The sequence below is a fragment of the Lujinxingia litoralis genome, assembly GCF_003260125.1.
Lineage (GTDB): Bacteria > Myxococcota_A > Bradymonadia > Bradymonadales > Bradymonadaceae > Lujinxingia > Lujinxingia litoralis.
This window is the reverse complement of sequence record NZ_QHKO01000009.1, coordinates 70,996-82,914: the sequence shown is the minus strand read 5'-3', so window position 1 is coordinate 82,914 and position 11,919 is coordinate 70,996. Positions and strand designations below refer to the sequence as shown.

Annotated in this window: 11 protein-coding genes and 1 other RNA gene; 7 read left to right on the top strand and 5 right to left on the bottom strand. The window is 64.1% G+C overall.

Annotation, left to right across the window (positions count from 1 at the left end; genetic code table 11):
• From DL240_RS16255 to DL240_RS16240, 4 genes are all read left to right on the top strand, one after another.
• Positions 1-364 (top strand): integrase core domain-containing protein (locus DL240_RS16255; protein WP_146618367.1); only part of this gene is annotated, 364 nt, incomplete at its 5' end.
• 349 nt (positions 365-713) lie between these two features.
• On the top strand, positions 714-1,733 hold the full coding sequence (locus DL240_RS16250) for a hypothetical protein (RefSeq protein ID WP_111730955.1): 1,020 nt from the start codon (positions 714-716) through the stop codon (positions 1,731-1,733).
• 179 nt (positions 1,734-1,912) lie between these two features.
• Positions 1,913-3,409 (top strand): lysophospholipid acyltransferase family protein, encoded by a 1,497-nt coding sequence (locus DL240_RS16245; RefSeq protein ID WP_111730954.1) that lies wholly within the window; start codon positions 1,913-1,915, stop codon positions 3,407-3,409.
• Between the two features lie 59 nt (positions 3,410-3,468).
• On the top strand, positions 3,469-4,164 hold the full coding sequence (locus DL240_RS16240; protein WP_111730953.1) for a nucleotide exchange factor GrpE: 696 nt from the start codon (positions 3,469-3,471) through the stop codon (positions 4,162-4,164).
• An 82-nt stretch (positions 4,165-4,246) separates the two neighbouring features.
• Here DL240_RS16240 and DL240_RS16235 read toward each other — a convergent pair whose 3' ends face one another.
• Positions 4,247-4,936: an NAD(P)H-dependent oxidoreductase gene (locus DL240_RS16235; protein WP_111730952.1), complete on the bottom strand. Its 690-nt coding sequence runs from the start codon at positions 4,934-4,936 to the stop codon at positions 4,247-4,249.
• Positions 4,937-5,188: 252 nt separating this feature from the next.
• On the opposite strand from DL240_RS16235, the gene DL240_RS16230 reads away from it, so the two are divergent.
• Positions 5,189-6,043 carry a LysR family transcriptional regulator gene (locus tag DL240_RS16230; RefSeq protein WP_111730951.1) on the top strand — a complete coding sequence of 285 codons (855 nt, stop codon included), beginning with the start codon at positions 5,189-5,191 and terminating at the stop codon, positions 6,041-6,043.
• Between the two features lie 78 nt (positions 6,044-6,121).
• On the opposite strand, the gene ssrA is transcribed toward DL240_RS16230, so the two are convergent.
• The 4 genes from ssrA to DL240_RS16210 form a co-directional block, all read right to left on the bottom strand.
• Positions 6,122-6,512, bottom strand: a transfer-messenger RNA (tmRNA) gene (ssrA, locus tag DL240_RS16225).
• Between the two features lie 104 nt (positions 6,513-6,616).
• Positions 6,617-7,081 carry an SsrA-binding protein SmpB gene (gene smpB / locus DL240_RS16220; RefSeq protein WP_111730950.1) on the bottom strand — a complete coding sequence of 155 codons (465 nt, stop codon included), beginning with the start codon at positions 7,079-7,081 and terminating at the stop codon, positions 6,617-6,619.
• A 214-nt stretch (positions 7,082-7,295) separates the two neighbouring features.
• Positions 7,296-7,799 carry a hypothetical protein gene (locus tag DL240_RS16215; protein ID WP_111730949.1) on the bottom strand — a complete coding sequence of 168 codons (504 nt, stop codon included), beginning with the start codon at positions 7,797-7,799 and terminating at the stop codon, positions 7,296-7,298.
• Positions 7,800-7,914: 115 nt separating this feature from the next.
• The gene (locus tag DL240_RS16210; RefSeq protein ID WP_111730948.1) at positions 7,915-8,979 is read right to left on the bottom strand and encodes a tetratricopeptide repeat protein; all 1,065 of its coding nucleotides are present in this window, start codon (positions 8,977-8,979) and stop codon (positions 7,915-7,917) included.
• Between the two features lie 384 nt (positions 8,980-9,363).
• Here DL240_RS16210 and ffh point away from each other — a divergent pair, with 384 nt between their 5' ends.
• A complete protein-coding gene (gene ffh / locus DL240_RS16205) occupies positions 9,364-11,010 on the top strand; it encodes a signal recognition particle protein (RefSeq protein ID WP_111730947.1) in 1,647 nt (548 codons plus the stop codon).
• Between the two features lie 20 nt (positions 11,011-11,030).
• Entirely contained in the window at positions 11,031-11,777 is a 747-nt protein-coding gene (locus tag DL240_RS16200; RefSeq protein ID WP_158542649.1) for a B-box zinc finger protein, read from the top strand.
• Positions 11,778-11,919: the final 142 nt, after the last annotated feature.

The following is an 11,919-nucleotide window of genomic DNA, read 5'->3' as shown; positions in this document are numbered from 1 at the left end:
CCCCCGTGTCAGCGACGACAACCCCTACTCCGAGGCGCTTTTTCGCACACTTAAATACCGGCCGGAGTACCCCCAGAAGCCTTTTAAAACACGCGAAGAAGCGCAGGCCTGGGTCGACGGATTCAGCGACTGGTACAACGACGAGCACCTCCACAGCGCCATCGGCTTTGTCACCCCGAGCGCGCGGCATCACGGCCACGACACAGCCCAACTCGCCGCGCGCCGTCGTGTCTACGAGGCCGCGAAACGCCGCCATCCCCAGCGTTGGACCGGTGCAGTCCGCTGTTGGGAGTCCCCGGCTGAGGTGTATCTGAACCCCTCAAAACTCACGCGCTCCAGGCTCGAGATGGAGGGCTGTGCGTAGTTCGATGAGGCGGCAACTATGTTGACACTCACCGGCACGAGCACGAGTACGAGTACGAGTACGAGCACGAGCACGAGTACGAGTACGAGAACGAGCACGAGTACGAGCACGAGTACGAGTACGAGCACGAGTACGAGCACGAGTACGAGCACGAGCACCAGCACCAGCACCAGCACAACCCTGGCGCCAGACCCAGCCCCGCGCTACGACCATCCCGGTCGACGCCCTCAGCGTCACTCTGGGGCACTCGGCACCGTTGACCTCACGCCGGGCGGTGCCCACCTATGGAAGCGCAGCGGCGCGCCCCCGGCCGTGCGCCCCAAAAACCTCTCGGGCAAGGAACAATCGGATGAACTCAAAGTGGATCGCACTCTTTTTCGCCATAGCGCTCAGCCTGACCAGCCTCCCGGCCAGCGCCTTCACCCTCGTCGAGGATGACGATTTCAAACTGAGCATGGGCGGCATGGCCCGCGTGGGCTGGGTCCTGGAGAGCGATAGCGAGGGGCGCAACCAGGAGGCGTTTGTGCAGTTCGCGCGCCTCTACGGCTCCATGGAGAACGCCTGGGGCAAGGGCTATGTAAGTGGCGAGGGGGCCTCGGGCAATTTCCGGCTTCTGGACGCCTACGTGGAGCTTCGGCCGAGCCAGCGACTGCACCTGCGCGCGGGCATCTACCGCCGGCCCACCGCGCTGGAGTTTGCCGTCTCGGCCTCGAAGATCCCCTTTGCGCAGCGCTCGATGCTGCGCGCCCTCACCCGGGCGCGTCTCCCCGGCGCGGAGGTCATCAGCACGCTCCCGCTGGGCACGGCCGCGCTCAATCTGAGGCTGGGGTGGTTCATGCCCGAGGCCACCGAGCGCGCGCTTTTGCCCGGGGGCGATGGCAACTACATCAGCGCCCGCGCCAACCTGGGCTTTGAGAAGGGCTTTGGCATCCACCTGGCCTACTTCGGCCTTGTGCTCGCTGATAACGCGCGCATCGCCTCACCAGACGACCCCACCGGCGCCACGCTCGTGCAGCCCGCGCCCCACCCCCATACCCTTGATTTCGGCCTTCACTACTGGACGGACACCTGGAACGTGCAGGGCGAGGTGCTGCTCTCTCCCAATGACCAGGACGCCTCCGAGGAGCTGAACTGGGGCGCGTACGTGCACGGCCAATACCGCCTCCCGGTGTTCAACGACATGGAGCTCGGGCCGGGCGCGCGCTACGGCATCCTCAACAACCGGGGCGTGATGACCCAGCGCGTCACCCTGGGGGCGACGCTCTTTCTGGACGGCCACGCGCTCAAGTTCATCCCCAACTACGACCTGACCTTCGCCGCTGGCGAGGTGGGGCACACCGGCTGGCTCGCGCTGCACGCGGGGTTCTGAGCACCGGCGTGGCGAGCCCGGGCTGAGTGGTGACGGTTTCGGATCCCTTGTGGAGCGCTCGGGTTGAGTGGGGGGGCGTTCCGGGCGCTGGAGTGTCTTCCCCCCGACCTCCCCCACCGCTAAGATGCCCGCCGACGCTCCCCCACACACGCTCTTCCGCACGAACGCCAGGCTCACGAATGTCTCGACTCTACCGCGTAACCCGACGCCTCTTACGTCGAGCCGTCAGGTACTATTTCTCGGAGATTCAGGCCTCCGGTCAGGAGCTCATTCCACACAGCGGACCGCTGATCTTTGCGGCCAACCACCCCAACTCCATCATGGACACGGTGCTGCTCGGCACCCAGACTCGCCGCCAGATCCGGTACATGGCGCGCAGCGGACTTTTTAAAAATCTGGCCGCCCGCACGCTCTTTCACGAGTTCGGAGTGATCCCGATCTACCGCGCCGAAGACGGTGGGGGCACGTCCCAGAACGCCGACAGCTTTGAAGAGGCCTACCGCGCGCTCGAAGAAGGCGGCTGCATCGGCATCTTTCCCGAGGGGCGAAATTCGCTGGAGCGCAAGATCCGGGAGCTGAAAACGGGCACGGCGCGTATCGCGCTGGCCGTCGAGGCGCGCAACGGCTTTACGCTGGGCACCCGTATTCAGCCGGTCGGACTGAACTTTGAGGATCGCGATCGTGTGCACTCCCGGGTGCTGCTTCGCTTCGGCGAGCCGATTGAGGTCAAAGGGTATGCCGAGCAGTACCACCAGGCCCCCCGGGAGGCGGTGCGCGAGCTGACCGCGCGGCTACAAGAAGAGATGCGCCGGCTCTCCACGCATATTCAGGACGAGCGCGATCATGCGCTGGTGGCCGACATCGCCGCGATGTACGGCACTGAGCTCCAGGCCCAGCTGGCCCGGGGCGAAGACATCGCCCCGGAGCTCTACGATCGCCTCGACCGCCCCACTCTCCCCTCGGAGAAGGCCCCCCGGGAGAGCACCGATCTGGAGGCCCGCTTTGAGCTTGAGCAGCGCATTGCCAACACCGTGGCGCACTATCAGCACCAGGCCCCCGCGCGGGTGGCTCGGGTTCGTATGGATGTTCGCCGCTACCGCGATCATCTCGCGCAGCTGAAATTGCGTGACGGACTGCTGGCCGAGAACCCCCTGCATCGCCCCCGTCACCGCGAGGCGCTCAAGCTGACCCTGCTGGTCGTGCTCTTTGGGCCGCTGGCCTTCTTTGGGTTTCTCAACAACGTGCTTCCCGCGCTGCTGGTCCGCGCGGTGGCCAGACGCGCCCCCGATGAGCCCATCGTTGCCATCGCCGGCTTTGTCGCCGGCCTGATCGCATTTCCTCTCTTCTATGCCTTGCAGGCCCGGGCGCTCTGGGTGCACACCGATCTCTCCCCCTGGTGGATCGCCCTCTACGTGCTCAGCCTACCGACGGCCGGGCTGGCCTTTTTGCGCTGGTGGCGAAGGGTCCGCGTCTACCGCGATCGCATTCTCTTTCGCACCTTCTTTCGCACCCGTCGCAACCTTCTCGACGCCGTGGAACGCGAACGTCAGAGCCTCATCACCACCTTTGAGGACCTTCACGCCAGCTACGTTCGGGAACACCGTCTGCTGCAAGGCTCCGAGCGTGGGGCATCGCTCCCTGTACCACGGCCCACCGAGGGTCAGGAGCAGCGCTAAGCCCGGCTGATGCGCGCTCGCTTACCACCGCTCACGACACTCTACTCCGCGAGTTCCCCATGCGACTTCATCTCCGAGACCTGATGCGCCGCGGCAGTGCCTTCACCCAGAACGTCCTCGACGCCCTGGTTCAGGAGGTCGAAGAGCTTCGAGCCCGTGTCAAACGCTACGAGCAGACGCAGACCGAGCTTCAGGATGCGCTGCGCCAGGAGCGCCTCGAAAAGCGCGCCCTGGAGCAACGCCTTCGCCAGGAGCACCGTGAGAGCGAGCGGCTGCGCGAAGAACTCCACAACCAGCGCCCCCGCGATACCGCGGAGCCCTCCCCGCCGCCCCCGGTCGACCACGAGCGCGCCGCCCTCGAAAAGCAAATTGCCCTCTTGATCGCCGAGTCCAAAGCGCTCCAGGAGCGCGTGGGCGAAGCCTCCGAGCAGGCCAGCCAGCAGGAGCGCGTGCGCCTGCTCCGCGGCCTTGGCGAGTTGATGGACTCGCTGGGGCGCGCCATTCAGCACAGCGAAGGCCCCATGCGCGAGGGCCTTCTGGGCATCGAGGCCCAATTTGTGCGCTTTCTACGCGACGAAGGCGTCGAACTCCTGGGCAAGGTCGGCGAGCCTTTAAACCCCTGGCTGCACCAGGCGGTGGATGTACGGGAGAGCGAGGCGTTGTCCCGGGGGCAGATCGTGGAGGTGGTCCGCCCGGGCTTTCGCCTCAGCGACGGCACCGTGCTTCGCCACGCCGAGGTGGTCGTCGCCTCCTGACTCGCCAGGTAGCCGTGTCATGATCGGGCGTTCACGCACATGAGGGCAGCATCCGGCACGCGGCGAAGGGCTGCGATCCCCATCAAAAGGAGTGTTGCACGCTCGCCAGCGCTCCCTCAGCCCGGGGGGCCCGCATCGCCAGCGCGTCAGCGAGCACCTCATCGTAGACCGGCTGACAGGTACGCGCGCGAGCCAGGTCCTTGCGCGCGGCGATGCGCACCTGACGCAACTTCTGCTCGCGTTGCTCCTCCGAGAGTTCTCGCAACGTGTACACGGTCGTATCCCGAACCGGCCCGAACCCGACGTAGCGCAGCGTCCCCTGAATCATGCTGCCATGCACCGATCGGCGATGGGCCAGCGTGTACCACCAGCTCGGCGCATCCATGGTGGTCACGATCCTGGCGCCTCGACCTGCCAGCAGCCCCGTGGGCAACGCCTTCCCCTCATGGCGATACGCGACGCCCGGCAACATCACCCGGTCGATGAACCCCTTGAGCAACGCGGGCGGCCCGGCCCACCAGGTGGGAAACACAAGGGTCACCCACCTCGATTGGGCGATGGCCTCCATGGCGTCATGCAGGTCCGGCTCCCAGGGCTGGGGGATGTCACGGCTATCGCGCAGCACAGGCTCAAAGCTCAGATCGCTCAACCGAAGTACGCGTACCGGGGCCCCGCCACCACGGATCTCGTCGGCGTAGGCCTCGGCCAGCGCATGTCCGAAGCGCTGCGGTGAGGGGTCGGGGTGGGCATCGATCACGAGAATGTCAGGCATGGTTACGCTCCTTGTAAGCGGGGTTCCTACGCCTCATTATGGCCATGCGGTCGCACATGAGAACCGCAGCTTATCGATAGCCACTATGCATCGATGCATCTCCATATTCCGGGCAGATGCTGCCACCGTGGGATGCGACCATGAACGCGGCGCGGGCAAAGCCCATCACGCGCGACGCTCCATGAAGCAGACGCGGCGTCAACGATCGCTTGCGACGTACCACTCACGCGCACGAAGCGCAGGGAGCTTGAGATGTTTGATTGGGAGAGCGTGCGCTACTTTCTGGCGGCCTACGAGACGCGAAGTTTCACCAAAGCCGCACGGCTTCTTTCGGTAGAACAATCGACAGTCAGCCGACGCATCGCGGAGATGGAACGGGTCCTCGACGTCGCGCTCTTTGAGCGAACCTCCCAGGGGCTCGTCCCCACCGAAGCCGCCGCCCGCATCTCCGGAGACGCCGAAGAGATGGCCCGACGCTCCCGGCGAATTCAAGATCAGGCGCAGGACCTTCGCGCCCAGGTCGGCGGGCTGGTTCGCATCGCCACGACCGAGGCCCTGGCCGTCTTCGTGCTCTCGCGTGTCTTGCCCGGGCTCTCCGAACACCACCCTCACCTGCGCTTTGAGATCCTGACCGGATATCCCTCGGTGGATCTGATGCGCCGCGAGGCTGACCTGGCGCTGCGATTCGAGCGTCCGCACCGCGGTGAATACGCGGTGCAACGCGTCGCGCAGCTCCCTACGGCGGTGCTGGGTCTGGAGCGTTGGCGCCACGTCGCCCCCGATGCCCTGCCCTGGATTGACGTCAGCATGCCCGGATTTTCCCCCTCGGAAGAAGCCTGGCGAAAGACCCACGTCGGAACCCCGGCCCGCTGGACGACCAACAGCTACCTGATGCAGGCGGAGCTGGTCCGCCAGGGTCAGGGCGTGGCGCTGATGACACAATCCCTGAGCACCATCTATCCCGAGCTCGTGCCCCTGGAGCTGGATCTGCCCCCGGCGCCGGTGATGGACCTCTATCTGGTGGCGCCCCTGAGCATTCGCAACCTGCCCCGAATCGACGCGGTATGGAGGGCGATCGAGGGCCTTGATACGCTCTTCTCGCCATGATGAGGGTAGACGCGAGATGCCGAAGTTGCCCGGGAAAACACAAAGGCCCGACACTCTCTCAAGTGTCGGGCCTTTATTGAATGGAGGCGGCGGGAATCGAACCCGCGTCCGCGAACCATTGAATGTACGCTTCTACGTGTGTAGTCCGCGATTCACTTTTTACCTCTCCGACCACTGTCCACGGACAGGCCATGTTCTTCGAGGACCCTTCGGAATGTCGCGAGGCGTCGAAGGATGAAGCCCGACTCGCCAAGCCTGCTGTATGTCGTTAAGCAAAGCCCACAGGCAAAGCTCTGATTAACGGGCTCCGGTTAGGGAGCATCTGTCGCGAAAAGCTGCTTACGCGGCCATCGCGAACTGCGCGTCATCGTTGGCAGTTATAACGTTCTCAGCAGTTAATAACGGAGTTACTGAGACCTCCGACACGCCACGTACCTCGCCGTATCCACGTCGAAGCCAGTGCGCCCCCAGAAGGGGTAGTGCTACCTGCGGTGATGACCCGCGCGTCGGTGAAGAGGCGCGCCGCAGGGTCGTGATGCTACAAGGATGTGCACCGTTGTCAACGGAGCAAATTCAACGCCGGTGATTCCGGGCGTGGTTACGCGCCATTTCGCGAGCAGCGTCGCGCTTGCGCAGGTCTTCGCGCTTATCAAAGAGCTTCTTACCGCGGCAGACCCCGATCTTGCACTTGACGGTGCTGCCTTTGAAGTACAGCGCCAGCGGGATCAACGTAAACCCGGCGATGTTGGCTTTATTGGAAAGTTTGCGCAGCTCACGCTTATGCATCAGGAGCTTACGCACCCGCTCGGGCTCGTGATTGATATGGGTGGCGTTCTCATAGGGGCTGATATGCGCGTTGACCAGATAGAGCTCGCCCTTATCAAAACGCGCGTAGGCGTCGGTCAGGTTGACCTTCCCCTGGCGCAGGCTCTTCACCTCCGAGCCCAGAAGCACCAGACCGGCCTCCAGCTCATCGTCGACAAAATAGTCGTGGTAAGCCTTGCGGTTGCGCGTGATGGATTTAACTGCGTCGCTCATAGTTCCCCTGCCCCGTGTGGGGGGGCTGTGCGTGAAGGCGCCTCAATCAACAAATGTGGGTCAGCGGGCGATCGTTGCCCCCAAAGAACTCCGCACTCCCCGAAGCTATTCCGAGGCCCCGGTCGCCGGGCGGCCAAAACAGGACGAGGCGAACAAGCCTGGCTTGTCGCCTCGCCACCACCCTCAAGCCGCCCCGGCATCCCCGGGGGCACGTTCAGCGCTGGAGGTTATGCGCCAGCTTCTTGAGGCCGTCCTCAAAGATCACCTCGACCTTGGTCGGGGTGAGCAGCTGCACGACAAAGCCCACCCCGAAGCGGGGATGGTCGATGACGTCATTCTCGGTGAGCTCGGTGGCGATGCTGTAGGCACGCGCGTGAGCCGAGCCGAAGGTATCGGAGAGCTTCTTCCAGGCGCGGGCCTGTCCCTCCGGATCGCTGAGCTCGGCATGGCTGATGATGCCTTCGATGACCGAAGCCGCCTGCTTCTGCTGGGCCGTGCTCAGACGCTTGGGGTTGGCTTTGACCACGTCGGCGTAGTTGGCGTCGACCAGGTCACTGTCTTTCTTAGAAGACGATTTTGCAGGGACGAAATCTTCTTCGGCTTCCTCCTCGTCGTCGAAGTCTTCGTCGATCTCGATATCGTCATCGAGACCGGGGTCAAAACCGTCGTCAAACTCCTCAAAGGACTCTTCCACTTCTTCCTCAGTTTCGTGGCTCATCGGCAGTCTCTCCGCGTCCGTTTGGGTCGATGGGTCGTGCGGCAGCGGGCCTGATATGGACTAGCCCGCTTTTCGAAGTCAAGGGAAAAGGCCCGCCCCTTGATCCGGCCCGGATTCAGGGCGGCGAAGCCCCGGCATCGGGCAGCGCTTCGGTCGGCTCAGCGCCGGGCTCCTCGGGGCCCTGCACCCGCTGGTCTTCGCCATACTCAAAGGCCATGTTGATCAGACTCTCCAGCGAGAAGGCGGCGACCATGTCGTAGCGCCCCACCCGAAATTGCTCCTGTTGAATCTCCCCCCGGGGAACCTCCATTGCGGTGATATCCACATTTTCTGCATCCAGCCCACCAATCGAAATGGCCAGCTGCGCGAGCGTGGGAACCAGGGCCTGCTGGGCCATGGCCCGCGCCTGGGCCAGGGACTCCTCGCTGCGCGGGCTCAGGCGACGGTCCACCGGCTGTTCAATGGCCAGCAGCACCTGCCGGCTCTCGGCATCAAACGCCCCGTTCTGTTCCAGCTCCGGTTGAATCTCTTCTACAAAGCGGGCCTCGGCCTGCTCAAAGAACGCCTCCCGACGCAGGCGATGGGCCTGCTCCAGATACTCACGGCGTGTATCGGGAAAGGTGCGCAGGCGTTGGATTTTTTCCAGTTCTTGGGCGGCGGCGATTTTATCGCCCTGCTCGATAAAGTGATCGGCTCGCTCCCGGTAGAACTCGCGCAGCATCTCATTGAGACCGGTATCGCGGCTCTTCGAGGAGAGGGCCTTAAGCGCGACCTCCTCAAAGACCTCCGGGTGGGTGCGGCGGTCGGTGGCCTGGGCCCAGCTGCGATAGAGCCGGTTGTACTGGTCGGCCATCAGGCGGCGCACCCCGCGCCCGCCGGTGCTCAGGTTCTCGGGATCTTCAAAGCCATGTTGGCGCCACAGCTCGTTGAGGCGAGCCTCCGCACCGGCGTAATCTCCGCGCAGAATGTCGACGTCGACGAGCAAGCGGCGCGCCTCCAGCAGCTTGGGCTGGGCCTCCAGCGCACGCTCCAGATGCTCCTCGGCCAGCTCCGGGTCTTTGGCCGCCAGCGCCCGCTGCCCTTCCACCAGATGGTCGCGGGGCTCCTCTTTACATCCCGCGCACAGCCCCGCCATCACCAGGGTCGCCGCCAGAATGTGACGCCAGCGTCCAGCACGCATGGGATTCTCCGCTTCTGCGCGGTGCCTTCTCGTCGAGCACCGGAAGTCTGATTGGGCAGGCAGGGCCCGGGGCCGGGCCGCATTCGCTGCGCTTATAAACGCCCCAAAGAGCCCGGGCAAGTTTTCCCGGCCGGCGACCTGATTGACAGCTGCCGGCCCCGTGTCTAGGTTGGCCGCCGACCTGACACCGGTCCGCAGATAGCCCTGGTGACGCGGCGCTTTCTTTGAAGCGCGCGCCCGGGCGACGCGGACGGGGCATGCTTCCTCCCTCGCAGGGCTTGGCCTGCCGTGGCGCTCCCCCCTCCCAGGAGCGCGACCTCTGGCAGGCCCCGGTACGCATTATTCGCCAGCATACGGCTCCCGATACGAGGACAAGACATGGCTATGTTTGACGTTGTCGCGAAAGGTTTTCGCGACGTTCGCATGCGTTTTGAAGGCAAGCGCGAGCTCACCGAAGAGAATATCGACGAGGCGCTCAAAGACATCCGCCGCTCCATGTTGGAGGCCGATGTCAACTTCCGCATCGCCAAAAACTTCATCAATCGCGTCAAAGAAAAGGCGCTGGGCGAGGTGGTCAAGGTCAAGGCCAAGGGCACTCAGGGCAAGATGGAGGTCTCGCCAGGCGATCACTTCGTCAAGATCTGCCACGACGAGCTCGAAGCCCTGATGGGGCCGGTCGACAGCTCGATTGTCTTTACCAACCCGCGCGTGGGGCCGACCAAGATCATGATGGTCGGTCTGCAGGGCTCCGGTAAGACGACGACCACCGGCAAGCTGGCGCGTCTGTTGATGGACCAGCATGGCAAAAAGCCCTTGCTCGTCGGCGCCGACGTCTACCGCCCGGCGGCCATTGAGCAGCTGCGCGTGCTCGGCCAGGAGCTGGGCGTGCCGGTGCACGCGGTGGAGGGTGGCGACCCGGTGAAGGTGTGTAACGACGCGATTGCTCTGGCCAAGGAGCAGGATCGCGACGTGATCCTCTTCGACACCGCCGGTCGTCTGGCGGTGGACGATGTGCTGATGAACGAGCTGGAGCAGATCGTCGAGACCACCTCTCCGGAGAACATCTTCCTGGTGGCCGACGCGATGATCGGTCAGGACGCGGTCAACACGGCCAAAGAGTTCAACAGCCGCCTGGAGATCGACGGCTTCATCATGACCAAACTTGATGGGGATGCCCGCGGCGGCGCGGCGCTCTCGATCAAGGAGGTGACCGGCAAGCCGATCAAGTTCATCGGGGTTGGCGAGAAGCTCGACGATCTCGAAGAGTTCCGCCCGGAAGGCCTGGCCAACCGAATCCTGGGATTCGGCGACGTGATGGGCCTGATGAACAAGTTCGAGCGCTCGCTCAGCGAAGAAGACGCCAAGCGCGCCGAGAAAGATGCCATGCGCATGCTCTCTGGCGAGTTTGACTTCAACGACTTCTACAACCAGCTCGAACAGATCTCGAAGCTCGGCTCCATGAACGAGCTCATGGAGATGATGCCCTTCTTCGGCGGCGGAATGCCGGCGGACGCCAACATCGACGACAGTGAGCTGACCAAGATCCGGGCCATCATCCAGTCGATGACCCAGCGGGAGCGCACCGATCCCGACGTGCTCACCCGCCAGCCCAACCGCGTGCGTCGCATCGCCAAGGGCTCCGGGACCGACCAGGAGAAGGTCGAGCAGGTGATCCAGCAGTTCAACATGATGCGCGGCATGATGCAGCAGTTCAGCAACATGGGTGGCGGCGGACTGCTGGGCAAAATCCCGGGTCTGAAGCAGCTCAATCAGCTGCGCGGCATGAAAGACATGGACATGAGCTCTCTGCTGGGCGACCTGATGGGCGGCGCCGGCGGTGGGGGTGGTCCGGGAGGCGGGCTCAGCGGTCTGCCCGGCTTCGATGGTCCCAACCTCCCCCCGGGGTATTCGCCTCCCGGTGGACGCCTGCTGGGGAGCAGCAAGGGCACCAAGAGCAAGTCGCTCTCGGCCAACAAGCGCAAGCGCAAGCGCCGCACCGTCAAGCAAGCGCGTAAGAAGAATAAGAAGTAACCCTGAGCAACGGGCGCGACGTGTCATCCTCTGAGCGCATCTGTGCGCACCATGAAGGAGCGCCGGCGATCGCCGTGTGCACGGCCTGCCGGGCCGATATCTGCGGCGCATGCCATGGCGCTGATCTGCGGGGGTTTGCGATCTGCAAACCCTGCCGCCAGCAGCGCCTGCCCTCGCTCCCGGAGTGGGAGCATGGCGAGCGCCGCTTTACGCCCTCGGGCTTCGTGCTCACGGCGGTCTCGGCGATGACCTCGCCGCGCACGTTCTTCCCGGCGTTGGTGACCAGCCCGCGTTGGGGAGCGGCGGCCGGCTTTGGCATCCTCTCGGTTCTGGTGGGGACCTTTGCCCAGACCCTCTGGCGAAAGGCATTCTCCCCGCTCTATCCCGATCTGATCGAGCTCTACACCACCGAGCTCAACGTGGCTCCGCAGTTGGCCGAGGTGGCACTCTTTGCCTCCCTGCCGATGGGCGCGCTCACCCTCTATTTTCTGCATACGGCGATGCTCTACTTCGCCCTGCGGATCTTCGGGGTGAACCAGGCGCGCTGGGGGATCACCGCCCGCATCACCGGGTACGCGCTGGCGACTTACCTGCTGCTGCTGATTCCGCCGCTGGGCAGCTTTGAGCTGGGGCATTTCTTGATGGTGGTCTGGCTCTTTAACCTGGAAGTCACCGCGGTGCGGATGCTCTTTGGTATGGGCTTCTGGCGCTCCATGCTGGCAGTGCTCCTCCCCTTTATGCTGCTGCTCTCGATGACCGGCGGATAATCCGGCGGTCCTGCCGAATTCGGGTATTGAGGCACGAAAAAGCGCCGACTCTTTCAAAGAGTCGGCGCTTTTTTGTGCACGATCCGTCGGGCTAAAGACGTTCTCTACCCCGGGGAGCTCTCTTGAGCGCCCCGGTGGAGGT